Source organism: Micromonospora sp. NPDC049240, assembly GCF_040647835.1.
Lineage (GTDB): Bacteria > Actinomycetota > Actinomycetes > Mycobacteriales > Micromonosporaceae > Micromonospora.
Genome location: NZ_JBEZCX010000003.1, coordinates 186,631 through 211,857, shown reverse-complemented (window position 1 = coordinate 211,857; position 25,227 = coordinate 186,631). Strand labels below are relative to the sequence as shown.

The 25,227-nt window shown below is 74.2% G+C and carries 22 protein-coding genes; 11 read left to right on the top strand and 11 right to left on the bottom strand.

Annotation, left to right across the window (positions count from 1 at the left end; genetic code table 11):
* The first annotated feature begins 72 nt into the window (after positions 1-72).
* Positions 73-426, top strand: coding sequence for a YciI family protein (locus tag AB0B02_RS06255; RefSeq protein WP_357297298.1), 354 nt, complete (start codon positions 73-75; stop codon positions 424-426).
* On the top strand, positions 423-1,628 hold the full coding sequence (locus AB0B02_RS06250; RefSeq protein ID WP_357297295.1) for an RNA polymerase sigma factor: 1,206 nt from the start codon (positions 423-425) through the stop codon (positions 1,626-1,628). The genes AB0B02_RS06255 and AB0B02_RS06250 overlap by 4 nt, the downstream gene beginning before the upstream one ends.
* Positions 1,629-1,658: 30 nt before the next feature.
* On the opposite strand, the gene AB0B02_RS06245 is transcribed toward AB0B02_RS06250, so the two are convergent.
* Positions 1,659-2,078, bottom strand: coding sequence for a MarR family transcriptional regulator (locus AB0B02_RS06245; RefSeq protein ID WP_281941906.1), 420 nt, complete (start codon positions 2,076-2,078; stop codon positions 1,659-1,661).
* Positions 2,079-2,197: 119 nt separating this feature from the next.
* Between AB0B02_RS06245 and AB0B02_RS06240 the strand changes: the two genes are divergently transcribed.
* The gene (locus AB0B02_RS06240; protein ID WP_357297290.1) at positions 2,198-3,949 is read left to right on the top strand and encodes an ABC transporter ATP-binding protein; all 1,752 of its coding nucleotides are present in this window, start codon (positions 2,198-2,200) and stop codon (positions 3,947-3,949) included.
* A gap of 177 nt (positions 3,950-4,126) precedes the next feature.
* Here the strand turns inward: AB0B02_RS06240 and AB0B02_RS06235 are convergent, their stop codons facing one another.
* Entirely contained in the window at positions 4,127-5,023 is an 897-nt protein-coding gene (locus AB0B02_RS06235; protein WP_357297286.1) for a hypothetical protein, read from the bottom strand.
* A 472-nt stretch (positions 5,024-5,495) separates the two neighbouring features.
* On the opposite strand from AB0B02_RS06235, the gene AB0B02_RS06230 reads away from it, so the two are divergent.
* On the top strand, positions 5,496-6,044 hold the full coding sequence (locus AB0B02_RS06230; RefSeq protein ID WP_281941899.1) for a hypothetical protein: 549 nt from the start codon (positions 5,496-5,498) through the stop codon (positions 6,042-6,044).
* Positions 6,045-6,096: 52 nt separating this feature from the next.
* Here AB0B02_RS06230 and AB0B02_RS06225 read toward each other — a convergent pair whose 3' ends face one another.
* On the bottom strand, positions 6,097-7,155 hold the full coding sequence (locus tag AB0B02_RS06225; RefSeq protein WP_357297281.1) for a cobalamin-independent methionine synthase II family protein: 1,059 nt from the start codon (positions 7,153-7,155) through the stop codon (positions 6,097-6,099).
* Positions 7,156-7,337: 182 nt separating this feature from the next.
* Between AB0B02_RS06225 and AB0B02_RS06220 the strand changes: the two genes are divergently transcribed.
* The 5 genes from AB0B02_RS06220 to AB0B02_RS06200 all read left to right on the top strand — a co-directional run bounded on the left by AB0B02_RS06220 (position 7,338) and on the right by AB0B02_RS06200 (position 12,849).
* Positions 7,338-7,976, top strand: coding sequence for a hypothetical protein (locus AB0B02_RS06220; RefSeq protein WP_281941849.1), 639 nt, complete (start codon positions 7,338-7,340; stop codon positions 7,974-7,976).
* 207 nt (positions 7,977-8,183) lie between these two features.
* A complete protein-coding gene (locus AB0B02_RS06215; RefSeq protein ID WP_357297276.1) occupies positions 8,184-8,711 on the top strand; it encodes a hypothetical protein in 528 nt (175 codons plus the stop codon).
* 140 nt (positions 8,712-8,851) lie between these two features.
* The gene (locus tag AB0B02_RS06210; protein ID WP_357297274.1) at positions 8,852-11,761 is read left to right on the top strand and encodes a M36 family metallopeptidase; all 2,910 of its coding nucleotides are present in this window, start codon (positions 8,852-8,854) and stop codon (positions 11,759-11,761) included.
* Positions 11,762-11,938: 177 nt separating this feature from the next.
* Complete coding sequence (locus tag AB0B02_RS06205; RefSeq protein ID WP_281941844.1) at positions 11,939-12,379, top strand: ribonuclease domain-containing protein; 441 nt, start codon at positions 11,939-11,941, stop codon at positions 12,377-12,379.
* 56 nt (positions 12,380-12,435) lie between these two features.
* A complete protein-coding gene (locus tag AB0B02_RS06200; protein WP_281941842.1) occupies positions 12,436-12,849 on the top strand; it encodes a barstar family protein in 414 nt (137 codons plus the stop codon).
* A gap of 87 nt (positions 12,850-12,936) precedes the next feature.
* Here AB0B02_RS06200 and AB0B02_RS06195 read toward each other — a convergent pair whose 3' ends face one another.
* From AB0B02_RS06195 to AB0B02_RS06160, 8 genes are all read right to left on the bottom strand, one after another.
* The gene (locus tag AB0B02_RS06195) at positions 12,937-13,662 is read right to left on the bottom strand and encodes an HD domain-containing protein (protein WP_357297268.1); all 726 of its coding nucleotides are present in this window, start codon (positions 13,660-13,662) and stop codon (positions 12,937-12,939) included.
* 59 nt (positions 13,663-13,721) lie between these two features.
* Positions 13,722-14,132, bottom strand: coding sequence for an ATP-binding protein (locus AB0B02_RS06190; RefSeq protein ID WP_281941837.1), 411 nt, complete (start codon positions 14,130-14,132; stop codon positions 13,722-13,724).
* A gap of 235 nt (positions 14,133-14,367) precedes the next feature.
* The gene (locus AB0B02_RS06185; RefSeq protein ID WP_357297261.1) at positions 14,368-15,747 is read right to left on the bottom strand and encodes a polysaccharide lyase family 1 protein; all 1,380 of its coding nucleotides are present in this window, start codon (positions 15,745-15,747) and stop codon (positions 14,368-14,370) included.
* On the bottom strand, positions 15,740-16,945 hold the full coding sequence (locus AB0B02_RS06180) for a Gfo/Idh/MocA family oxidoreductase (RefSeq protein ID WP_357297256.1): 1,206 nt from the start codon (positions 16,943-16,945) through the stop codon (positions 15,740-15,742). The genes AB0B02_RS06185 and AB0B02_RS06180 overlap by 8 nt, the downstream gene beginning before the upstream one ends.
* Positions 16,942-18,432 (bottom strand): mannitol dehydrogenase family protein, encoded by a 1,491-nt coding sequence (locus tag AB0B02_RS06175; protein WP_357297252.1) that lies wholly within the window; start codon positions 18,430-18,432, stop codon positions 16,942-16,944. Before AB0B02_RS06175 ends, AB0B02_RS06180 begins: the two co-directional genes overlap by 4 nt.
* Positions 18,423-19,724, bottom strand: a complete 1,302-nt coding sequence (locus tag AB0B02_RS06170; protein WP_357297249.1) for an enolase C-terminal domain-like protein — start codon at positions 19,722-19,724, stop codon at positions 18,423-18,425. The genes AB0B02_RS06175 and AB0B02_RS06170 overlap by 10 nt, the downstream gene beginning before the upstream one ends.
* Positions 19,721-21,154 (bottom strand): glucuronate isomerase, encoded by a 1,434-nt coding sequence (gene uxaC, locus AB0B02_RS06165; RefSeq protein WP_281941830.1) that lies wholly within the window; start codon positions 21,152-21,154, stop codon positions 19,721-19,723. Before uxaC ends, AB0B02_RS06170 begins: the two co-directional genes overlap by 4 nt.
* A gap of 17 nt (positions 21,155-21,171) precedes the next feature.
* Complete coding sequence (locus tag AB0B02_RS06160) at positions 21,172-22,500, bottom strand: Gfo/Idh/MocA family oxidoreductase (protein WP_357297245.1); 1,329 nt, start codon at positions 22,498-22,500, stop codon at positions 21,172-21,174.
* 238 nt (positions 22,501-22,738) lie between these two features.
* On the opposite strand from AB0B02_RS06160, the gene AB0B02_RS06155 reads away from it, so the two are divergent.
* Complete coding sequence (locus AB0B02_RS06155) at positions 22,739-23,779, top strand: LacI family DNA-binding transcriptional regulator (protein WP_281941826.1); 1,041 nt, start codon at positions 22,739-22,741, stop codon at positions 23,777-23,779.
* A gap of 97 nt (positions 23,780-23,876) precedes the next feature.
* A complete protein-coding gene (locus tag AB0B02_RS06150) occupies positions 23,877-25,220 on the top strand; it encodes an extracellular solute-binding protein (protein WP_281941824.1) in 1,344 nt (447 codons plus the stop codon).
* Positions 25,221-25,227: the final 7 nt, after the last annotated feature.

The following is a 25,227-nucleotide window of genomic DNA, read 5'->3' as shown; positions in this document are numbered from 1 at the left end:
CGAGACCGGCGTCCGCCGTTCGTGTGAAGGGTGGAGGGCGGCAGGGGTCGCCCGTGGTGCCGAGGAGGAACCGTGAAGCAGTACCTGATCAGCATGTACCAGCCGGCCGGCGCGCAGCGGCCGGACCCGGCGTTCCTGGCCGGGGTGATGCGCGAGGTGGAGGCCATCGGCCGGGAGCTGCGGGAGGCCGACTGCTGGGTGTTCGGCGACGGCCTGCACGCGCCGGAGACCGCGACCGTGCTGCGGGCGGCCGGCGACGACGACGTGCTGGTCACCGACGGGCCGTTCGCCGAGGGCAAGGAGTACCTGGGCGGCGTCACCATCATCCGCGCCCCCGACCTGGACGCGGCGCTGGACTGGGGCCGCCGCTACGCCCGCGCCACCACGCTGCCGATCGAGGTCCGGCCGTTCCAGGGCGAGGGATGACCGCTGTCGAACGCGTCTTCCGGGCCGAGTACGGCCGCGTGGTGGCGATCCTGGTCCGCCTGCTCGGCGACATCGACCTCGCCGAGGAGGCGGTCCAGGAGGCGTTCGCCGTCGCGGTGCGCCGCTGGGCCGTCGACGGGCCGCCGGCGAGCCCGGCCGGCTGGATCGTCACCACCGCACGCAACCGGGCGATCGACCGGCTGCGTCGCGAGTCCACCCGCGCCGCCCGGCACGCCCAGGCCGCCCTGCTGTACGCCGCCGACCCGCCCGCCGAGGAGGGGCCCGTGACCGACGACCGGCTGCGTCTGATCTTCACCTGCTGCCACCCGGCGCTCGGCCCGGCCGCCCGGGTGGCGTTGACGTTGCGCCTGCTCGGCGGCCTGAGCACCGCCGAGATCGCGCGGGCCTTCCTGGTGCCGGAGTCGACCATGGCGAGCCGCCTGGTCCGGGCCAAGGCCAAGATCCGGGACGCCGGGATCCCGTACCGGGTGCCCCGCGACGCCGACCTGCCGGACCGGCTGCGCGCGGTGCTGGCCGTGGTCTACCTGATCTTCAACGAGGGGCACACGGCCAGCGCGGGGGAGCGCCTGGGCCGCGTCGAGCTGGGCGCCGAGGCGATCCGGTTGGGCCGGCTGCTGGTGACCCTGATGCCGGACGAGCCGGAGGCGCTCGGACTGCTCGCGTTGATGCTGCTCACCGAGGCGCGGCGGGCCGCCCGGACCGGCCCGGACGGGGTGCCGGTGACGCTGCCGGAACAGGACCGCAGCCGCTGGGACCGGACGCTTGTGGTCGAGGGTCAGGACCTGGTGCGCCGCTGCCTGCGGCGGAACCGGCCCGGCCCGTACCAGATCCAGGCCGCGATCAACGCGGTGCACGCGGACGCGGCCACCGCCGCCGCCACCGACTGGGGTCAGATCCTCGCGCTCTACGACCGGCTGGCAGCCTGCGCGCCGGGGCCGGTGGTGGCGCTCAACCGGGCGGTCGCGCTGGCCGAGGTACGCGGACCGGCCGTCGCCCTGGCCGAGGTGGACCGGCTCGACCTGGCCCGGTACCACGTGTGGCACGTGGTCCGGGCCGACCTGCTGCGCCGCCTCGACCGGCCGGCCGAGGCGCGGGCCGCGTACGACGAGGCGATCGCCGGCACCGGCAACGAGGCGGAGCGGACGTTCCTGCGCCGCCGCCGGGACCGGTTGGCCGGGTAGCGCCACGGCCGGCCGGTTGGCCGGGTGGTGCTACTCGTCGCGCAGCCGGCGCAGGATCCGGGTCAGCTCCGCCCGGTCGCCCGGGTCGAGCGCGCCGAAGAAGCGTTCCGCCTCGGTGGCCCGGGCCGCCCGGATGGCGGCGCCGACCCGTTCGCCCTCGGCGGTGGGCGCGACGAGCGTGGCCCGCCGGTCGCCCGGGTCGGGCCGCCGCTCGACCAGGCCGCGCTCCTGGAGGCCGTCGACCACCTCGGTGGCCGAGCGGGGCGCGATGTGCAGGTGCTCGGCGAGCGCGCCGGGGCGTAACGCGCCGTGCCGCAGCAGGACGCCGAGTGCCCGCGCCTGCCCCGGGCTGACCTCCCACGGCTCCAGCGCGCGCTTCGTCTGGTGGCGCAGCCGTCGGGCCACCGCCCAGAACGTCTCGGCCGGGCTCTCCTCGTCGCTGCCGCTCACCCGGAATACGGTAGCAGCCGATCCTGTTGTTCCCTCATGATGAGGTAACCTCAGTATTGCCCCCGACGAAGGAGACCCCCTTGGATCGCATCCCCGACGGCCGCGGAGCCGGCCGAACCGTGTCCCCCACCGAGAAGGCCCAGGCCCGCGACGTGTCGCTTCGCCGCATCGGTGGCCTCTTCACCGCCCACCGCGGCCCGCTCGCCGCCGTGGTGGCGATCATCGTGGCGTCGTCGATCATCGCGATGGCCTCGCCGTTCCTGCTGCGTACCGTGATCGACCGGGCCCTGCCCGACCGCGACCTGACGCTGCTGGCCTGGCTGGTCGCGGCCATGATCGCGGTGGCCGCCGTCACCGCCGTGCTCGGCGTCGTCCAGACCTGGATCTCCACCCGCGTCGGCCAGGAGGTCATGCACCGGCTGCGCACCGACGTCTTCGCCCACCTCCAACGGCAGTCGATCGGCTTCTTCGTGCGCACCCGCACCGGCGAGGTGCAGTCACGCATCACCAACGACATCGGCGGCATGCAGTCGGTGGTCACCTCCACCGCCACCTCCATCGCCGCCAACCTCACCACGGTCGTCGCCACCACCGTCGCCATGGTGGCGCTGAGCTGGCGACTCACGCTCGTCTCGGTGATCGTGCTGCCGCCCGCGCTGTGGCTCACCCGCCGCGTCGCCCGGCTGCGCCGGGAGATCACCGCCCGGCGCCAGCGCGAGCTGGCCGACCTCACCGTCACCATCGAGGAGGGGCTGTCGGTCAGCGGCGTCCGGCTGGCCAAGACGCTCGGCACCGGCGCGGCGCTTGTCGACCGGTTCACCGCCTCCTCGGCCCGCCTGGTCGACCTGGAGCTGCGCTCCGAACTGGCCGGCCGCTGGCGGATGGCCGCCATGACCGTGGTCTTCGCCGCCATCCCCGCCGTGATCTACCTCGGCGCCGGCCTGCCCGGCACCGCCGGCACGCTCACCATCGGCACGCTGGTCGCGTTCACCGCGTTGCAGGGCAACCTGTTCCGCCCGCTGATGGGCCTGCTCAACGTCGGCGTCACGCTGACCGCCTCGCTCGCGTTGTTCGCCCGCATCTTCGAGTACCTCGACCTGCCGGTCGAGGTCGCCGAGCCGGCCCGCCCGACGCCGCTGGACCCGGCCACGGTCCGCGGCCACCTGCGCGTCGAGGACGTCACGTTCAGCTATCCGGGCAGCGACACCGCCGCGCTGGCCGGCGTCACCCTGGACGTGCCGGCCGGCACCAGCCTGGCCCTGGTCGGTGAGACCGGCTCCGGCAAGAGCACGCTCGCGGCCCTGATCAGCCGCCTGCACGACCCGGACGCCGGCCGGATCACCATCGACGGCGTCGACCTGCGCGACCTGCGCCTGGCCGACCTGGCCGCCGTCGTCGGCGTGGTCAGCCAGGAGACGTACCTGCTGCACGCCACGGTGCGCGACAACCTCCGGTGCGCCCGGCCGGACGCCACCGACGCCGAGATCGAGGCCGCCGCCCGCGCCGCCCGGATCCACGACCTGATCGCCGCGCTGCCCGACGGGTACGACACCATGGTCGGCTCCCGTGGCCACCGCTTCTCCGGCGGCGAACAGCAGCGCCTGGCCATCGCCCGGACGCTGCTGCGCGACCCGCGGATCCTGGTGCTCGACGAGGCGACCAGCGCGCTGGACACCGAGACCGAACGCGCCGTGCAGCGGGCCCTGGACGAGCTGGCCCGGGGCCGGACCGTGGTGACCATCGCGCACCGCCTCTCCACCGTGCGCGACGCCGACCGGATCGCCGTGCTCGACCACGGCCGCATCGTCGAGTCCGGCACCCACACCACCCTGCTCGACCACCAGGGCCGCTACGCCACCCTGGTCGGCTGACCCCCGCCCCGCCCCCCGCCGTACCCCGCGCGCCCCGCGCGTGCCCGGCGCGTCGATCTTGGAGTTGTGGCACCTCCGAATTCCCATAAAAAAAGAACATTCCATGGCACCACAAGTCCAAGATCGGCGGGCGCGGGCGCGGGCGCGGGCGCGGGCGCGGGAGTGGTGGGTGGTGGTTCAGGGGGTGGGCGGGTTCGGGTCGTTCGGTGAGGACGGATAGGGCCGCTGGTGGGGAGTTGGGCGTGGGGTTGGTGGAGGCAGCAGCGGCTCCAGCGGGGTGAACGCCTCCACCGGAGTGCCTGGGCGTGGTCCGCCCCGAGTCGCGGGACGACTCGCGTGTCTGGTCGGCCGCGTCGGGTCCGTCCGGTCCGCCGGATCCCTGGGTGGGCGGCTCGCGTCCGGGTGCGGCCCGGACGGGGTGGACGGCGGGTCGCGCCGGTGGCGTTCCTCGGCGTACTCGGCGCGTCGGCGGGCCAGGTCGCGTTCGCACTCCAGCGCGATGCGCTGCTCCCAGTACGGCTGGAGCAGCCGGCGGACCCGTTCGTCCAGGTGCACCGTCACGTCGGGCTCGCAGGTGAATGTCACGTCGCCCCGCGCGTACGCCCAGGGTGGTGGATCGTGCTCGGCGAGCGCCGCGGTCAGCGCGGCGAGCAGGTCGCGCGGACGGTGCGGCGGCACCTCCGCCGCGCAGCGGACCGCCAGCCGGTGCAGCCGCTGCGTCGCCTGCGGCTGAAAATAGTCGACGTACCAGCCGAACAGTTCCGGCCGGGCGGTCTCCGACGACCAGGTGTAGGTGGCCCGGACGCCGAACACGTAGACCTGGCCCTGGGCCGGCACCACCAACTGCTCCGGTTGTCGCCGGTCGACGGTGGTCACCGGCGTCGCCGGCTCCTCGGTCCACCACAGGCCTCGCAGCGTGGGCTGCGCGCCGGCCCAGAACCGCCGGGCGCGCCGGCGCGCCGCGTCACCGAGCGCCCGGGCCCGTCCGGCCCAGCGTCGCCGCCGGCCGTCGACAGGTGCGCCGGGGCCCGGTCGCCGGCCGGTCGGGCCGGGATCCGGTGGCATCGCCGTCATCGCACCCCTCTCCGCCGGACGGCAGCCGGCCGCCCGGCCGTCGTGGGGCGGCGGGTCGGTCGGGTGAGGGGTGTCCCGGAGTCAACCTAACAACCGGGTACGGCCGGGGTGGGCAGCCGCGCGGGCGGCCCGTCGCTCGCGTTCGGCCGATCGGACGACGTGTCGGGTAGTCCGATCGACGGGACTTGCCGCCGGGTCTGTTAACGTGCTCAGTGCGGTCGGTCCCGTCAACGGGACCGACCGTCCAGACCGGACCCTGATCTCAGGGTGATGTCTTGATTCCGCTACGTCGCGCTTCGTAGCGTGAGGCTTCCGCGAACCCCTCGGGTGGTGGGGCGCCACCGATGGCCGCGGTCGTTCCCGTGGGGGGCGAATGCTGATCGCCGGAGCCGTGCCGGTCACGACCGTCATGGCGTGGTTGCGTGCCGACAAGCCGACGTCCGCCGGGCCGGGCGCGGGAGGGACTGAACGCATGGGCGTGGAAGCTCGCCGGGCCGCCGGCCGGACCATCGAATTCCTCAGGTCGCTCGCGGAGCGGCAGTACGACCGGGTGTGGACCCCGGACTTCCTCACCCTCACCCCCGACGTGCAGGGTTTCGTGGTGTACCACCACGGTGGGCTGGTCCTGGTCTACGGCGCGGTGGTCCAGGGCGACCCGACCCGCTGGTTCTTCCAGATGGCGTGCGCGCCCGGCGCGGACGTCGCCGACATCTCCGGCGCGATGACCTGGGCGAACATCCGCAACCGGCTGGCCGACACCGGGCGCTACTACTGCGTGGTGAAGGCCGACCAGAGCGCCTGCCACGTGGTGTTCACGCTCGACGTGTGGAGTCCGCTGCTGGAGGACGTGACCGCGCCCGAGTCGCAGGCCGTACGCGACCTGCTCGACGGCGCGCTCGCGGTGTGCGTCCACAACGCGACCGCTGACTTCCGGGACCTGTCCGCCTACCTTCCGGGGGCCCGGCCACTCAACCCGACCGAGGTCGACGCCTGGACCCTGTTCGCCTGCACGCAGGACTGACCGGGAATCCGGGCCTCTTCGCGGACGTTTCGGTGCGGATCGTCGCGGACGGTCAGAGCCTTTCGGCGGCCAGGGCCGTACCCTCGATCCGGGCCCGTACCTTCGCGAATGCCGTCTCCCGAGACGTCGACACGTCATCGCCGAACGGCGCGAACCCGCAGTCGTCGCATGTGCCCAGCCGCTGGGGCCCGAGGTGCTCGGCGGCCAGGAGCACCCGGTCGCGCACCTGCGCGGGAGTCTCGACATGCGGATCGATCGGGTCCGTGACGCCGACGAAAACTCGTTGTCCGGGCCGGGCGTGCGCCGCGATCGCCGCCAGTACCCGCTTCGGGTCCGGCTCGCTCGCGAGCTGCACGGAGAACCGGCCCGCATTGAGCGCGAACAGGCTCGGCAGGAGTTCGGCATAGTCCACGTCGAGGCTGTGCGTCGAGTCGCGGTCACCACCCGGGCAGGTGTGTACCCCGATCCGCGCCCGCTGCGCGTCGGTGAACCGGTCCAGCACCCGGTTGTTGAGCGCCACGAACGACTCCAGTAACCCCTTGGACGGATCGAGCTTCACCGCCAGCCGGCCCTCGGTGAAGTCGAGCTGAACCGAGTCCGCGCCGGCGTCGAGCGCCTCACGGATGTCCGCCTCGGCCTCGTTGACGAGGTCGTCGAGGAACGCCTCCCGGTCGTACCCGGCGATGCCGCCCGCCGGGTACAGCAGGCTCAGCGCGGACGGCGCGATGACGGCCTGCTTGACCGGCACCGTCGCGTACCGCTGCGCGCCTCGCAGGTACTCCACCGACCGCACCGCGTACCGGAACGGCCCCTCGGTCAGCCTCGGCAGCTGCCGGGTGTGGCCGTCCGCGAACGGGATCACGACGCCGTCGGGCGCCATGTTGGTCAGCCCGGCGAGCGGGTACGTCGCGAAGCTGGGCTTGCGCTGCTCGCCGTCGGTCACCACCGGCGACCCGAGCGCCACCAGCCGCGTGATCGTGTCCCGCACCGCCTCGTCGTACCGCGTCCCGAGTTCGTCGGCGCCGATCCGGCCGGCCGCGTGGTCGGCGACGGCGGCCAGCAGCTCGGGCGAGCGGGGGATGCTGCCGATCGGTTCGGTCGGGATCATCATGCGGGCACGATAAGGGACGGTCGTTGCCGGTACGTTCTTCGGAATTGCGCTACGCGTTCCCGTTCAACGCCTCGACCCGGAGGCGTACGCCGCCGTCCGATCGGCTTCGCGTCCCGGTGATCGCACCCCGGGGAACCGGCGATAGCGTGGTCAGCCGGACGGGATTGGCGGGCGGGGGATCGATGAGCGTGCTGGGAAACCTCGGGACGCAACTACCGGCTCTGCTCGGCGTCCTGATCGGGACGGTGGGCACGATGTTCGCCACGGGCCTGAACGAGCGGACCCGGTGGCGCCGGAGCCAGACCGTCCGGTGGGACGAGCGGCGTCTCGACGCGTACGTGGAGCTGACGAAGGCGGTCAAGGAGATCCACGCCGTGGCGACCCAGATGCTCGGCGAGCACCGTCCCGGTGCGCGGCGGCCGGCGCTCGACCACACCGAGGGAGTGGCGCGACTGGCCGAGGCGGACGTCCGGCACACGTTGGCGTGGGAGTCGGTGCTGCTGCTCGGTGACGAGGCGACGGTCCGGGCCGCCGCCGAGTGGCGGCACGCGGTCCGGGACATCGAGTCGGCGGCCCGGGACCTGCCCCGGCCGCCGACGGACGTGCCCGGAATGGTCCATCGGGCCGACGTGGGACGTGACCGGTTCTACCGCGCCGCCCGGGAGAGCCTGGGGGTGCGAGGCGGTTCGGTGGAGCAGGTGAGACATCTGCTCCCGGGGACTGGCCGGTCGGGACCGGCGGCGCTGGCGCCCCGGAGCCCGCGGGATGGAACCCCCGGCCGGACGGCGGACCCGAACGACCGACCCCGTCCGACTGCCTGATGGTCGCGGGCGTCCGGACCGGGACCGGTTCCAAGTGAGGGCCGCCTGATCGGGCGGCCCGAGTCGCCGTCGAGGCCGGTCGATTCGGCCGATCAGGCGCGGTGGCCCGCGACCGCGCCGCTGATTGCGGCCCGGCAACCGATCCCGCCGACCGTCCCTCGTGGTCGGATCAAGGTCCGCTCCGCCGTCGAGGGAAGGGAAACACCCATGAGCCGGAACAGTCCCGCGCTCGGCTTCCTGCTGTGTCTGCTGATCGGGGGTGCTCCGCTCCTGCTCGGCGTCATGGCGGCCCGTCGCGGCAAGCGGAGACTGCGCACCGCCCCCACGGGTGGGGACGCCGCGCCGCTCGTGACGTTCGAGGGGTTCACCGCCGGCCTCGGCGCCCGTGCCGACGCCAGCCGGATCCACGCGGTGATGCGGGTCTTCGCCGACCACCTCGTCGTGACGCGCAGCCTGGTGGCCGGCGGACGGCTGGTGACCGACCGGCTCGCCGCCGGCGACATCCTGTCGGCGCGCGAGGACGAGTTCCACATGACGGGTCTCGCGGGAGCCGTCGCCGACCGCAACGTCCGGCATCCGGTGAGCCGCCTCCTGGGGGCGTCCAACATGCTCCCGGGTGTCCTGTTGCGCACCCGCCGGGGCGACCTCGTGTTCGTGGTCGAGCGGAAGGACCAGATCCGCCGTCGGGAGGTGTACCTGGCGGTCTGCGCCCTGATCGGCCAGCAGCCGCACTGACGGGCGTCCCGAGGCATCGACGCACTGTCATTAATGGATGTTCGGCGGGTGTCGGCCGGTCGATCATCCTGGTCGGATGGCGGCACGGACATCGCCGTTCGACGATGACAGGAGGGACCGTGCGCACACCATCCCGTGCGTTGACGGGGACCACCGCGCTGCTCATGGCAGCCGGCATGGTCCTGACCGCCGGAGCCGGCGGTCAGGCCGCACCCCGGGATCAGGCCCGCACCGGGGCCGTACCCGACCACCTGCCGGGGGACCGGCACGACACCCGGGCCAAGGACAACCGCAAGGGCCGCGTCGCCGCCAGCGCGCGGCAGCGGGACCGGGTCGCCGCGCTGGGCGCGCGGGTCCGCTGGACCGACTTCGGTACGCCGGCCACGCTCACCTCGACCGGGAAGCCGCTCGCCACCGGGCTGCCCGCCGACCCGGCCGCCGCCGCGCGCGCCTACGTGACGGCGAACTCCGACGTGCTCGGGCTGACCGCCGAGGGCGCCGCCGCGCTGGAACAGCTGACCGTGGCGCCGATGGGGCCGGGCGCGACAGTGCTGTTCCGGCAGCGCTTCGGGGACCTGCCGGCCGCCGTCGACGGCATGCTGGCGATCGGCGTACGCGACGGGGCGGTCTGGCACGTCAGCTCGTCACTGGCCCGCGACGCCGGCACGCCGGCGCCGGCCACGGTCGACGCCGCGCAGGCCCGCAAGGTCGCCGTCGCCGACGCCGGCCGCGCCGACGCGCAGGTCCTGCGTACCTCGCTGGTCGCGGTGCCCACCGCGGACCGCGGGCCGCGCGCGGCCTGGGAGGTGGTGCTGGGCGCGGACACCACCGGCGCGGACCCGGCCGCCTACTCCACCTACGTGGACGCCCGCGACGGCGGCGTGCTGGTCCGCGAGGACCTGATCGACCACGCGGAGGACAATCCGTCCTGGGACGTGTTCCCGAACTCGCCGCGCGTCGACAGGTCCTCGGCCGACACCCGGGTGCGCTGGTGCGCCGTGCCGGCGGCCGGCTGCCGCGAGGTGGTCGGCGTGCCGGGGCACCCGGCGTGGGACGTGGACCCGGCCACCGGGGTGTCCACCACCACCACGAAGGGCAACAACGCGGTCGCGGTGCAGAACTGGTTCAGCAACGACCCGTTCAGCGTCGGCACCGAGACCGCCACGCCGCGACCGGACCGCGGCTACGCGTACCCGTGGACCAACCAGTGGCAGGAGCGGCGCTGCGACCCGGAGGTGTTCACCTCGCCGCAGGCCAACGACATCGACGCGGCCCGCGCGAACCTGTTCGGGATGCACAACCGGATGCACGACTGGACCTACCACCTGGGCTTCACCGAGGAGACCTGGAACCTGCAACAGGACAACCTCGGCCGGGGCGGTCTCGGCGGCGACGCCGAGCAGGGCAACGCGCAGGCCGGCGGCGTCAGCGGCGGCCCGCCGACGTTCCCGGCCCGCAACAACGCCAACCAGATCACCCCGCCGGACGGCGTCGCGCCGACCACCAACATGTACCTGTGGCAGCCGGTCGCCGGCTCGTTCTACGCGCCCTGCGTGGACGGCGACTTCGACATGTCGGTGATCGCCCACGAGTACGGCCACGCGGTCACCAACCGCATGATCGCCGGCCCGAGCGCGGGCGTCAGCTCGCCGCAGGGCATGAGCGAGAGCTGGTCCGACCAGCTCGCCATGGAGTACCTGTTCGAGCACGGGTACGCCGCGCCCGGCCGGCGTGGCTTCACCATCGGCGAGTACACCACCCAGGACCCGAACGCGGGCATCCGCAACTACAACATGAGCGACAGTCCGCTCAACTACTCGTCGGTCGACTACGACGTGACAGGCCTCCAGGTGCACGCGTCCGGCGAGGTGTGGAGCGCCACCAACACCGACATCCGGGCGGCCATGATGCGCCGCTGGGGCGCCGGCACGCCGGCCGTGCAGAAGGCGTGCGCGACCGGGGCCCGCGACGTGACGGCCTGCCCGGGCAACCGGCGCTGGATCCAGCTCGTCGTCGACTCGTTCCTGCTGATGGCGGTCAGCCAGGTCAGCATGGTCGACGCCCGGGACGCGATGCTCGCCGCCGACCGGATCCGCTTCGGCGGGGCCAACCAGGACCTGCTCTGGAACGCGTTCGCCGCGCGGGGCCTCGGCGAGACCGCGGCCAGCGTCGGCAACGCCGACCCCGATCCGACGCCGGGCTTCACCTCCCCGTACGCGGAGGAGGGCTCGCTGCGGCTGCTGCCGCTCGGTGACCGCGGGCCGGTGGCCGGCGCGCAGCTGTTCGTCGGGCGCTACCAGGCGCGGGCGGTGCCGGTCGCGGACACCGACGCGGCCACCCCGCTCACCGACCGGGTGGACCTGGTGCCCGGCACGTACGAGTTCGTGGTCCGGGCGCCCGGGTACGGGCACACCCGGATCGGCCCGGTGACGGTGCGGGCCGGCCAGAGCCGGACGCTGCCGGTGGTGCTGCGGCCCAACCTGGCGTCGACGACGGCGGGCGCGACGGTCGCCGGCGACGGCATCAACCTGGCGTCGGTCGCGGACGACGACGAGGCCACCAACTGGGCCTCGCTCGGCGCGCCGGTGGCCGGGCGGCAGGTCACCGTCGACCTGGCCGGCGGCCCCCAGCAGGTACGCCGGGTGCAGGTCAGCGCGATGCTGCGCCCGCCGGTGACCGGGGACCCGGACGCCGGCACCCAGAGCCGGTACTCCGCGGTGCGGCAGTTCCGGGTCCTGGCGTGCACCGCCGGCGGCACGGTGAGCTGTGCCGACGCGGCCGACTTCCGGCCGGTGTTCACGAGCCGGCCGGACGCGTTCCCGGCGGTGGCGCCGCGCCCCCGGGCGCCGGAGCTGATCCTGCGCTCGTTCGACATCCCCCGCACCCGGGCCACCCACCTGCGCGTCGAGGTGCTGACCAACCAGTGCACCGGCGCGCCGGACTACGCCGGTGAGCAGGACGCCGACCCCCGGGCGGCGACCGACTGCGCGACGGCCAGCCCGCAGGCGCAGAACGTGCGGATCGCCGAGTTCCAGGCGTTCGCGCGCTGAGCACACGGCGGGTGCGGGCGGCTCGGTCCGTCCGCACCCGCCACCGCCTGTTCACCCGGGATTCGGGGCACGGTCGCCGGGTGAGGGCTGTACGCCGGGCAGGATCCTGGGCAGACTGAGCGCCGACCGGCCAACGATGTCGGTCGATGTTCTGTCGGCTCGCTCAAGGAGGATCCCTTGACCCCGTTCCGCGCCGTCGTCACCCGCGTACGCCGCGCCCTGGCCGCGTCCGCCCTGGTCACCGCCGTGGCCGCCGCCGCGCTGGTGGCCCCCGCCACGGTCTCCACCCGACTCGCCGAGCCCGCCGAGGCGGCCGTCTACAGCTCCTGCACGCTGTCGCGCTGCGCGGACGCCCGGACGGCCCGCTCCGGCTGGTCGGCGAAGAGCTTCCCGACCAGCCGGGGCTGGTACTCGTGGAGCGGCGGACAGTGCAACTTCGCCGGCGGCCAGTTCTACAACCGCGAGGGCCAACTGCCCACCAACGCCACCTACTACGAGTACGACGTCTACCCGCGCGCCTGCAACGCCGCCCGCGACGCGTACCGGATCGTGGTGAACAAGAGCACCGGGGCGACCTGGTTCTCACCCGACCACTACGCCAACTTCTACCGGCTCTGAGTTCTGTCGGCGCCGGCCTCCCCGGCCGGCGCCGACGGTCGGAAAGGACAGATCCCATGGGCGCAGCGTCCCCCCAGCCGCCGGCCTGGCTCACGCTCGACGCCGACTCGGCGCCCGAGCCGGCCGGCGTGCCGGTCCCCGGCCCGGCCACCCGCACCCGGGCGGCCCTGCACGAGACGCTGGCCGGGGCGCTGCCGCTGCCCGACTGGTACGGCCGCAACTGGGACGCGCTCGCCGACGTCCTCAACGACCGGATCTTGGAAGGGCCGCTCACCCTCGTCGTGCGCGACGCGGCGAACCTGCTCGCCGACGAGCCGCCCGCCCAGCTCGGCACGCTGCTCGACGTGCTCGGCGCGGCAGCCGCCGGCGGACACGCCACCCTGCGGGTGGTGCTGCGCGAGCACCCGGAGCGGCTGCCCGCGCTGCGCGCCAGAGTTGCCGCCGCCCTGGGCGCCCCCGACCCCGCCTGAACACCCGCCGCCCCTCCGTGCCCCACCCCTGGCCGCAGTTGCACGGAAAGCGGCCGCCTGGGGTGGAAAGGGTGGGGGTGGGGTGGGTCAGTTCGGAAGGTCGAGGATGGCGCTGAAGCGCTCCTCGGCGAGGTCGAGCTGGGCGAAGATGTGCTGCTTGACCGGTGCCGACAGGGGCGTGTCGGGGCGGGCGACCAGCTCGCGGAAGACCGGCACCAGCGGGCGGTACTTGGTGGCCGCGCGGGCCACCTTCGGGCCCACCGCGTGGATCACGCCGACGCCGTTGTCGGTGAAGTCGGACACCTTGATCACCCGCGCCCAGGGCTCCCGGTCCAGACTGCTCGCCACGTGCTCCCGGTACTGCGCGTCCCGGTCCCGACCCGGGTCGTACTCCGGGTTGGTGACCGCCGCGACCAGCCGCGCCACCCGCGGGCCGAACCGCGCGGCGAGCGTGGCCAGCGCCGCCGTCGTCACGTCCCCGTCCCCGTCGACCGTTGGTCCGGCCAGCTCGACCGGATGGTCCTCCACCGCGTCGTGCAGCAGCCCCGCCACGACCACGTCCACGTCCCGCACCTGGTAGTGGTGCATCAGCCGGATCGCCACCCGCAGCAGGTGGTTCAGGTACGGCTCCCGGACCCGCCGGTCGTCGCGGTGCAGCTCGGCGGCGAGGTCCAGCGCCTCGGTCAACCGGTCGCGGGCGGCGTCGTCGAACGCGGCGACCTCCAGCCGGAAACGGGCCAGCAGGCCGGGTTCACCATGGATCTCGGTGATCGCGTGCATCGGCATGGTGGCGAGGTGCGCGGGGAACTCCATACGTCCCTTATAGCTGATCTTCGCTCGCCGGGGACAGGCGACAGGCACCCCGGCTGGCGTCAGCCGGCCGGGGTGAGCCGCTTGACCAGGCGTACGCAGGTGCCCTCCGGCGTGCCGACGATGGTCGCCTCGTCCATCACCCGCGCCATGATCAGCCGCCCCCGGCCGCGGTCGCTCTCGTCGCCGCCGTCGGCCGGCCGCCAGGCGCCGTGGTCGCGTACCTCGATCTCCAGCCGGTCGTCGCGCAGTTCGACCCGGAGCGTGGTGATCCCGTCGGGGGCGAAGCGGTAGCCGTGCTCGATCGCGTTGGCGCAGGCCTCCCCGGTGGCGATCAGCACCGTCTCGACGTCCCACTCGCCGATGCCGTGCGCGTGCAGCCAGCCGCGCAGCCGCTCCCGGGTGGGCGCGAGCCGGCCGGGGTCGGCGGGCAGGTCGATGGTGAGGACCCGGCCGGATGTCCCACCCGTCACGTCCGGCCTCCGTCCCGTGCCCGTCTCCGGGCCTGGGCATCCACTCGCGCTGTCACCGCCCGGTTCTCACCCTCTTGTCCCCGGTGACCGCCGATTCATGCCACCGACGGCGGGTCCCGTCAAAGGTGATCATCGCGCATCGGGGCCGGCGTGTCAGCCGACACCCCGACGGGACGCCGCCGGGCCGGCGTCCGTCGGGTGCGGACGCCGGCCCGGAGCGCGGGTGGGTCAGCGGTCAGAGCGGGAGCCGGCCGGCTCCCGCCCAGGCGCCGACGACCAGCGGCACCAGCGGCGTCGGCAGCGGCGGCGCGGCGCGCAGCGTGGGCGTCCAGCCGGCGTCGCCGCCGAGGTCCGGGTCGTGCGCGGCGTTGTACGCGGCCAGCAGGTCCACCGGCCGGGCCCGGCCGTCGCCCTGCCGCACCCAGCTTCCGCGCTCGGTGAGCGCGGTGCCGCCCCAGTCGCGGATGAGGTCCGCCGGGTCGACGTCGTCGGCGAGCGTGAAGAAGTTGTGCTCCGCGACGATGGCGGACCGGACGCCGACGCCGAGCGCGTACTCGAAGCCGGGGCCGCCGAGCCGGTAGTGGTTCTCGTGCACGTCCACCTGGCCGAACCGCACCCGGGGCAGCCGCTGGAGGTCCCCGTCGAACAGGTTGTGGTGCACGCTGACCTTCAGCCGGTCGACATCCGGGCCGACCGTGTTGGAGGAGCCGATCAGCATCAGCTTGTCCCGCCCGACGAACCGGTTCCAGGACGCGGTGACCAGGCTGGCGGTGTGCGTGACGTCGAGCGAGCCGTCGTGCACCTGGTAGGGCCGGCCGAAGTAGCTCGGCTGCGCGCGGTCCGGGTTGTCGCCGTCGGTGAACGTGTTGTGGTCCACCCAGACGTGCTCGCTGCGCCGCACCGAGATCTGGTCGTACTGCGAGTTCCAGTTGCCGGCGTCGCCGTCGGTGGGGGACCAGGCCGGGAAGCAGTCCCGGGCATCGGCCAGTTCCAGGTTGCGCACGATCACGTTGGCGACCCGGTCGATCATCAGGGTCAGCCCGGTGAGCCGGGCGCCACGCAGCCCGACGATCGTGGTGTTGGAACCGACGTTGATCTGCGTCTGCCGGGTCTGGGCGGCCACCGACCGGACCCGGGCCGCCTCCAGCGGGCCGCTCGGGTCCACCCGGCCCCAGACCGCCGGATCGTACGCGGCCAGGTAGGCCGGCAGCGAGTACTCCGGGTCGGCCAGGTCGGCGCAGTCCAGCGGCGTGCCGTCGGGCCCCTCGAAGCCGTCGATCGGGCCGGCCACGTACACGATCTTGGGGGTGGCGTCGGCCGCGTTCGTGGCGTTGTCGCCGCCGAGCGCGGCGACCAGCTCGGCGCGGGTCCGCACCACGCGTACCCGGTCGACGGTGGCGGCCCCGCCGCCGGTGGTGCCGACGCCCTCGGCGGCCCAGCCGTCGTTCGCCGGCAGCGCCTGGCGGCCGAGCAGCTTCGTCGCCGGCTCCTGACGGGCGATCGGCTCAGCCGCGCGGGACGACCGCTGCCCGGTCGGCGCGGCTGACGCCGGGGCGGCGGTGGTGGCCGCGAGCGCGGCGGCGAGGATCGCGGCGGTGACCGTTCGTCTACGCATGATGTGTTCCGTCCTGTCTGTCGGGGATGTCGACGCCGAGGTCCACCAGGTACGGCCGGACCGCCCACGGCACGCCCGCCTCGGACGGCAGCACGCCGGTCTCCGCCGCGTCCCGCAGCACCGCGTTGACGCCCCGGAGCACCCGGACCCGCTCCGGTCCGTCGCCCACGGTGCGCACCAGGTCACCGTCGAGCAGCGTCGGCTCGGGCGCGTCCCGCAACGCGTCCAGCACCTCGGTGAACGGCCCGGTACGCGCCAGCGGCGCGATCAGCGGCACGCCGGCGGCGCGGTGGTCCAGCAGGTTCGCCAGCAGCCCGACCCGGCCGGGCACGGCGCGCGGGCGGGCGTCACCGGGCAGGCACAGCCGGTCGGTCGGGTACTCCAGCACCGCCCGTCCCCGTTCGCCGGTGACCAGCACGTCCCCGGCGACGTGCTCCTCGGCGGCCAGCGTGAGCGCGGCCAGCACCGGCGGCCCGACGTCCGGGGTCAGCCGCAGCACCGTGGTGTCGTCCACCTCGATCGGGCGGACCCGGTAGCGCTCCACCTCGATCCGGGCCGGTCGCACCGGCTCGCCGGCCACCGCCCCGGCCACCGCCAGGCACTGCATGAGCGCGTGCGCGAGCGGGTTGGCCAGCGCGCCGTCCAGCGCCGGCCGGCCGTCCATCGAGCGCCGGCCGGCCCACGGGGAACGGGCGTAGTAGGCGTCGGGACGCTGCCAGGCCGCGACGGTGGCGATGCCGGTGACCGGGCCGAGCCGCCCCGCGGCCAGCGCGGCGGTCAGCTCGGCCAGCGCCGTCGAGCCGAGCGCCTGGAAGTTGACCTGCACCGCCCGCCCGGCGGCGGTGGCGGCGCCGACAAGCGCCCGGTGCTCGGCCAGGTCGAGCACGGGCGGCTTCTCCAGCAGCAGGTCCGCGCCGGCGGCGAGCACGTCGCGCGCGATCGGCAGGTGGGTGTGCGGCGGCGTGCACACCACCACCACGTCCGGCCGGGCCGCGGCCAGCATCGCCCGGTGGTCGGTGAAGATCCCGGTTCCGGGCGGCGTCGGCGCGTCCGGTTCCTCCTCCGGGGGCCGCACGTCGACAAGCGCGACCAGCCGCAGCCGGCCGGCGCCGTGCAGCGCGGCGATCACCCGCCGGTGCCAGCGGCCGTGCCCGTTCGCGCCGACCAGCGCCACCCGCGGCGGCGCACCAACGGTCACCGGGTGCCGGCCAGGGTGGCCCGGACGCCGTGCCGGTCCAGTGCGGTCAGCCAGCCGGTCACGGTCGTCCGGAACTCCTCGTCGGCGGCCAGCTCGGCGGGGAAGACCTCGCGGACCGCGAACACCGCGTCGACCACGCCGGCCGGGGTGTGCCGGCCGTCGGCCAGCGCCGCGCGCAGCCGGTCGGCGAGCGGGTCGTCCAGCGGCAGCGGCCGGCCGTCGTCGGCGTGTCCGTGCAGGAACCGCAGCCAGGCGGCCACCACCAGCGCGCTCCACCGCGCGGACCGGCCGGCCGCCCGCAGGTCGACGGCCGTGTGCAGCACCCGCTGCGGCAGCTTCTGCGAGCCGTCCGAGGCGACCTGCGCGGTGCGGTAGCGGATCGCCGGGTTGGCGAAGCGGGCGAGCACCTGCTCCCCGTAGTCCGGCACGGAGACGCCGGGCGGCGGGGTGAAGCTCGGCGCGATCTCCTCGGCGACCAGCCGGCGCAGCACCGCGTCCAGGTGCGGCAGCGCCAGCGCGTCGAGCACCGTCTCCGCGCCGGCGAGGGCGCCGAGGTACGCGGTGGCGGAGTGCACGCCGTTGAGCGCGCGCAGCTTCAGCCGTTCCCACGGGCCGGCGTCGTCGGTGAGGACCGCGCCGGCCCGCTCCCAGGCGGGTCGGCCGCCCGGGAAGTCGTCCTCGATCACCCACTGCGACCACGGTTCGGCCGCGACCGCCGCCAGGTCGGTCACGCCGAGCGCGCGCCGCGCGGTCTCCCGGGTCTCGTCGGTGCTGGCCGGCACGATCCGGTCGACCATGGTGCCGGGGCAGGTGACCTGCGCCGTCACCCGGGCCAGCGTCGCGTCGGGCACCCGGGCCAGCGCCAGGCACTGGTCGACCAGGCTGCGCAGCCGGCGCCCGTTGGCCGGCAGGTTGTCGCAGCTCACCAGCGCCAGCGGCCCGGCGTCGGCGGCGGCCCGGGCGAGCAGCCCGCGGACCAGCAGCCCGGGTACGGTGCGCGGCGGCCGGTCGGTGGTCAGGTCGGCGGTCAGTTCCGCGTCGGCGGCCAGCGCGCCGGTCACCGGATCGAGCTGGTACGCCTTCTCGGTGACGGTCAGCGTGACCACCCGGATCGCCGGGTCGGCGAGCAGGCGCACCACCGCGTCCGGGTCGGCGGCGGCGTGCCGCACCCCGGCCAGCGCGCCGATGACCCGGGTCGACGCGCCGTCGGGGGCGAGCGTGGTGACGCTGAACAGCGCGTCCTGCGCAGCGAGGGCCTCGACCACGTCGGTGCTGCGCGGCGCGACGCCGACGATGCCCCAGTCGCCGCCGGCGGCGCCGACCGCCGCCTCGGTGTGCACGGCCTGGTGGGCGCGGTGGAACGCGCCGAGCCCGAGGTGGACGATGCCGGCCGGCACGGTGCCGGGGCGCACCAGCGGCCGGCTCTCCTCGGGCAGCCGGCGCAGCGTGGCCAGGCCGAGCCGGTCGGTGTCGACGGTCAGCGCCATGCCGGTCCCTCCGGGAAGCGGAACTCCGCGATCGATTCCGGCCGCATGGTGGCGCTGTAGCCGGGCGCGGTGGGCAGCAGGTAGCGCCCGCCGCGGGTGCGGACCGGGTCGACGAAGTGCTCGTGCAGGTGGTCCACGTACTCGACCATCCGGCCGTCCAGGCCGGTGCTCACCCGCAGGTGGTCGAAGACCGCGAGGTGCTGGACGTACTCACACAGCCCGACGCCGCCGGCGTGCGGGCAGACCGGCACCCCGAACTTCGCGGCCAGCAGCAGCTCGGCGAGCACCTCGTCGACGCCGCCGACCCGGCACGCGTCGACCTGCATCACGCCGATCGCCTCGGCCTGGAGCAACTGCTTGAAGATGACCCGGTTGGCCGCGACCTCGCCGGTGGCGACCCGGCACCGGCCGCCGGACAGCTCGGTCACCGCGCGGGCGATCCGGGCGTGCCCGAGCACGTCGTCGGCGTGGGTGGGCTCCTCGATCCAGTACGGGTCGACCTCGACCAGCACGCTCATCGCGGCGATCGCCTCGTCCACGTCCCAGACCTGGTTGGCGTCCATCATCAGCAACGCGTCCGGGCCGATCTCGGCCCGGATGATCCTTCCCCGGCGCAGGTCGTCGTCGAGCCGCCCGCCGACCTTCATCTTCATCGCCCGCCACCCCGCCGCGTACGCGTCGCGGGTCAGCGCGCGCACCTGCTCGTCCGGGTAGCCGAGCCAGCCCACCGACGTGGTGTACGAGGGGAAGCCGTCGCGTTCCAGCCCGGCCAGCCGCTCGCCGAGCCCGTCGCGTCCCTTGTCCAGGATGGCCGCCGCCTCGTCCGGGGTGAGCGCGTCGGTGATGTGGTGGAAGTCGACGGTCGCCACCAGCTCGTCGGTGGGCAGCTCGGCGAGGTACCGCCACATCGGCTTGCCGGCCAGCTTCGCGCGCAGGTCCCAGACCGCGTTGACAAGCGCGCCGGTGGCCATGTGGATCACTCCCTTCTCCGGCCCGAGCCAGCGCAGTTGCACGTCGGCGGTGAGCGACCGCCAGAACGCCACCGGCTCGGCGGCGATCTCGGCGACCGTGCGCCCCCGTACGTGGTGGGCGAGCGCGCGGACCGCCGCGCAGGTGATCTCGTTGCCCCGGCCGTTGGTGAACGTGAACCCGGTGCCGGTCGGCCCGCCGTCGGTGGTCAGCTCCACGTAGGTGGCCGAGTAGTCGCCCCGGTTGATCGCGTCGGAGCCGTCGCCGCTGGCGGCGGTGGGGAAGCGCACGTCGTGCACCTCGACGTCGACGATCCTGGTCATGAGCGCCCTCCGGAGAACTTGAAGACCTGCTTGGGCAGCCGGTACGCCAGGTCGACGATGGTCTCGGCGGCCTCGTCGGCGTCGAGGCGGTGCTCGGCGACCAGGCGGGCCAGGAAACCGGCGTCGACCCGGCGGGCCACGTCGTGGCGGACCGGGATGGAGCAGAACGCGCGGGTGTCGTCGACGAACCCGGCGGTGTTGTAGAAGCCGGCGGTCTCGGTGACCGCCTCCCGGAACCGGCGCAGCACCTCCGGCGAGTCGAGGAACCACCACGGCGCGCCGAGCCGCAGCGCCGCGTAGCCGCCCGCGAGCGGCGCCAGTTCCCGGGTGAAGGTGTCCTCGTCGAGCGTGTACAGCACCACGGTCAGCCGCGGGTCGTTGCCGTGCGCGTCCAGCAGCGGGGCCAGGCCGTGCACGTAGTCGGTGGCCTGCGGCACGTCGCCGCCGACGTCGCGGCCGTGCCGGGCGTGCAGCCAGCGGTTGTGGTTGCGCACCGCGCCCGGGTGCAGTTGCATCACCAGGCCGTCGTCGAGTGACATCCGGGCGAACTCCAGCAGCATGTGCGCCCGGAACGCCTCCGCGTCGCCCGGGTCGGCGAGGCCGCGCCGGCCCTTGTCGTACAGCGCCGCCGCCTGCGCCGGGTCGAGATCGAGGGTACGGGCGGTGGGGTGCCCGTGGTCGGTGGAGGTCGCGCCGGCCGCGACGAACGCCGCCCGGCGCTGCCGCAGCGCGGCCAGGTAGCCGGCGTACGTGCCGGTGTCCTCGCCGGACACGTCGGCGAGCCGGTCCACGTTGGCTGCCCAGCCGTCGAACTCCATGTCCACCACGTCGTCCGGGCGGAACGTGGTGACCACCCGCCCGCCCGGCCCGCCCCAGCCGTCGGCGGCGAGCTTGGCGTGCCGGCCCAGGTCGTCCAGGGGCGACTCGGTGGTGGCGAGCACCTCGATGCCGAAGCGGGTGAACAGCTCCCGGGGCCGGAACGCCGGCTCGGCGAGGCGGGCGGCGAGCGCGTCGTAGACCGTGTCGGCCGTGGCCGGGGAGAGCGGCGTGTGCACGTCGAACACGTTCCGGAACGTCTGCTCCAGCCACAGCCGCGACGGCGTGCCCCGGAACAGGTGCCAGTGCGCGGCGAAGCGCCGCCAGATGGTCCGCCCGTCCGTCTCGACCGGGCTGCCGTCGACGCTCGGCACGCCCAGGTCGGCCGGCGGCACGCCCTGGCTGAGCAGCATCCGGGTCAGGTAGTGGTCGGGCACGATCAGCAGCCGGGCCGGGTCGGGAAACGGGCGGTCCTCGGCCAGCAGCGCCGGGTCGACGTGCCCGTGCGGGGAGATGATCGGCTGCGTGGCCGCCAGGGCGTACAGCTCGCGGGCCAGCGCGCGTTGGCCGGGCTCGGCGGGCAGCAGCAGATCGCTGGGGGAGATGATCGGCACGGAAGCGGTCTCCTCGGTCAGGGCAGGGTGAGCAGGTCGGCGACCCGGACAGGCGCGCCGGTCTCCAGCGAGCGGTTGGCGGCCAGGCCGGTGAGCAGCGCGAGCGCGCCGTCGTACGCGGTGGCGGCGCGGCCGAGCGGGTCGGGTTCGCCGCCGAGCAGCACCCGGGTCATCCGGGCGTCCGCGCCGCCGTGCCCGCGCCGGGTCCAGCCCTCCACTGCGATCTCCACCGGCGGCGCCCAGAACGGGCGCAGCGTGAGCCGGGCCGCGCCGCGTTCCACCGCGGCCTCGTCGCCGTGCAGCGCGGCGCCCTTGAGCGCGGACGCGCCGCCGGGGCTGACGTGGTCGCTCTCGGTGACCTCCAGTTCGAGGCGGCCCCGGCTGCCGTTCACCATCACCCGGTAGCCCTCCCAGGGCGCGTACGCGGTGAGGTGGTAGGTCATGGTCGCGCCGGTGGAGTAGCGGGCCAGCACCGCGAGGTCGTCCTCGATGGTCACGCCGGGGGCGAACACGTTGCGGTCCCGGTGGTAGCCGTCCTCGGCCTCGGCGTCGAGGTACAGCTCGCGCAGCCGGGGGTGCTCGGCCAGTCGCAGCGCGAACGGGTCGTCGGCGGCGGCGGGGGCGCCGTGCGCCCGGTCGTAGTCGCGGGCGTAGCCGTGCCGGCGGCCGGTCTCGCCGTAGAAGAACAGCCGGCCGGCCGCGTACACCTCGACCGGTCGGGCGTCCAGCCACCAGTTGACCAGGTCGAAGTGGTGGCTGGCCTTGTGTACGAGCAGGCCGCCGGAGGTGGCCTTGTCCCGGTGCCAGCGGCGGAAGTAGTCGGCGCCGTGCCGCACGTCCAGCAGCCACTCGAAGTGCACCGAGCCGATCTCGCCCACCGCGCCGTCGGCGAGCAGCCGGCGGAGCTGCTCGTGCAGCGGGTTGTAGCGGTAGTTGAACGCGACGGTGACCTGCCGGCCGGTCTCCGCGACCGCGTCCAGGACGCGCCGGCAGCGGGGCGCGTCGACGGTCATCGGCTTCTCGGTGACCACGTCGCAGCCGGCCCGCAGCGCGGCGGTCACGTACTCGTCGTGGGTGACGTCGACGCTTGTCACCAGCACCACGTCGACCCGCTCCTGCGCCAGCATGGTGGCGAAGTCGGCGGCGGCGTAGGTGGGCACCGGCGGGTGGCCGAGGTCGGCGAGCCAGCGGTTGTGCGCGTCCATCCGGGCCTGGTTGACGTCGGCCAGGGCGACCAGCTCGGCGGTGTCGGCGTGGTCGAGCGCGAGCGCGCGGACGAACATCTCGGCGCGCGCCCCGGCGCCGACCAGGGCGTGGCGGACCCGTTTCCGGGCCGGTGGTGACATGACGTCGGCCTCCCGCGGTTCTGCAAAGGTTTGCAGCCGAAGAAACCACGTCGGCCGAGACGTCGTCAACGGTCGATGAACATCCCGCCCTATGAATCCATATTAGTACGTTTTTGTGCGCCCACCGGGAGCGGTACCGCAATCGAGACGTAACAATGGACCGTTGACACCGGCGCAACCGTTTGCATTAATTGGCGACACCCCGTGACCCCCACCACATCGGACGAGGGAGCCCGCCGTGCCAGCCACCATCCGGGACGTCGCCCGGGCCTCCGGCGTGCACATCTCCACCGTCTCCCGCACGTTCTCGGCCCCGCACCTGGTCAACCCGGAGACCCGGGTCCGGGTGCTGGCCTGTGCGGAGGACCTCGGCTACCGGCCCAACCGGGCCGCCCGGGCCCTGATCACCGGCCGGACCCACAACATCGGCCTGATCGTGGCCGACATCGCCAACCCGTTCTTCCCGCCGCTGATCAAGGCCGCGGAGGGACAGGCCCGGCACCGCGACTACCACGTGTTCGTGGCCGACACCAACGAGGACGTGGCCGCCGAGGAGGACCTGGTCCACGCGCTCGCCAAACAGGTCGACGGCGTGCTGCTGTGCAGCCCCCGGATGAGCAACAGCCTGATCGAGCAGGTCAGCCGCGAGGTCCCGGTGGTGGTGATAAACCGCCAGGTCGCCGGCCTGCCCTGCGTGATGATGGACGTCGGGCAGGGCGCCCGTTCCGCGATCGAGCACCTGCTCGGCCTCGGTCACCGGCGGATCGCGTTGCTCGGCGGCCCGCGCGGCTCCTGGACCGCCCGGGAGATGCGCCGGGCCGCCTCGGCGGCCGCCCGGGGCGGCGGCGCCGAGCTGACCCTGCTCGGGCCCAACCAACCCACCGAGACCGGCGGCGGCGCGCTCGCCGACCAGGTACGCCGCAGCGGCGTCACCGCCGTGCTCGCCTACAACGACCTGATGGCGATCGGCCTGATCGAAGGGCTGGACGCGCTGGGGCTGCGGGTGCCGCAGGACGTCAGCGTGGTCGGCGTCGACGACATCGCGCTGAGCCGGCTCACCCGCCCCAAGTTGACGACGGTGGCCACGCCGACCGCGGCCGCCGGCCGGACGGCCGTCGACATGCTGCTGCAACTCGACTCCGACGCGCCGCGTGGCGTGCGGGGCCGGGGCGCGTCGGCCGGCGACCGTCGCACCACCGCACAGGTAATGCTCCAGACCGTACTGGTCGTCCGCGACTCGACCGGGCCCGTTCCCGGTCGGGACGGCACCGGGGCCTGAGCAGGTGGCCCGGGCCCGCATAGCGGTGCGGACCCGGGCGACCCGTGGACGGCCGCCGGTGACGTCGTCGCCTCCCACAGCCGAGGAGTGAGCGCAGATGCACCCCGCAACGCCCCCCACCGCCGGCGCACCCGCCGGGCGGGATCACCGTACCCCCCTGTCCCGACGTCGATTCGTCCGCGGCCTGGCCGTCGTCGCGTTGGCCGCGCCGCTCGCGCTGGGCGCGGCCGGCTGCGGCGACGACGACGCCGCCGGCGACGGCGGCCCGGTCAAGCTCTCCGTCTTCTGGTGGGGCGGCGAGGCCCGGGCCAAGCTCACCGAGGACGCCCTGGCCCTCTACACGAAGAAGCACCCCGACGTGACGTTCGAGAAGACCTGGCAGGCCAACCAGGGCTACTTCGACAAGCTCGCCACGCTGACCGCCGGCGGCAACCCGCCCGACCTGTTCCAGATCGACGACAACTACCTGGCCGAGTACGCCGCCCGCAGCACCACGCTCGACCTGGGCAGCTACCGCGACTCCGGCAAGCTCGACGTGTCGAAGTTCCCGAAGAGCCTGCTGGAGTACGGCGTGGTCGACGGGAAGCTCGCCGGGGTGGCCGCCGGGGAGAACACCCAGGGCCTGGTCTACAACAAGACGCTGCTGACGAAGAACGGGCTGCCGGAGCCGACCACCGGGATGAGCTGGGAGGAGCACATCGCCTGGGCCGAGCAGGTGGCGAAGAAGACGAAGGTGCCCGGCACCCAGGACCCCAGCGCCGACTACAAGGCGCTCTGGGTCTGGCTGCGCCAGCAGGGCAAGGACCTGTACAAGGGCAAGGAACTCGGCTTCACGGTCGAGGACGTGACGAAGTGGTTCGAGCTGTGGAAGGGCGCCCGGGACTCCGGCGCCACCCCGACCGCGGACGTCATCCACCAGGGCAACGCCACCGACATCACCAAGCAGCTCGTGGTCACCGGCAAGGCGGCCACCTCCTGGGTCTGGGCCAACCAGATGCCGGATCTGAAGAAGAACACCAAGGACGAGCTGGGCGTGGTCGCGTACCCGGGTGACCCGAGCGCCCAGTGGGCCCGCGCCTCCATGTACTGGTCGGTGTTCAAGGGCAGCAAGCACCGCGACGTCGCGGTCGACGTGATCAACTTCCTGAACAACGACCCGGAGGCGGTCGCGCTGCTCGGCACCGACCGCGGCCTGCCCTCCAACATGGACCTGCGGGCCAAGGTCAGTGAGACCGCCACCGACCCGGCCATGAAGCAGTCCATCCAGGTCGAGTCCGAGCTGGCGCAGAAGTTCGGGCCGTCCCCGCAGGTCCCGATCAAGGGACACAGCAAGGTCAAGTCGGAGCTGACCAAGGCCGCCGAGAACGCCCAGTACGGCCGCGCCACCCCGGCCCAGGCGGCGGAGCAGTTCGTCACCGCCTGCAAAGCCGCGATCGCCTGACCCCTCG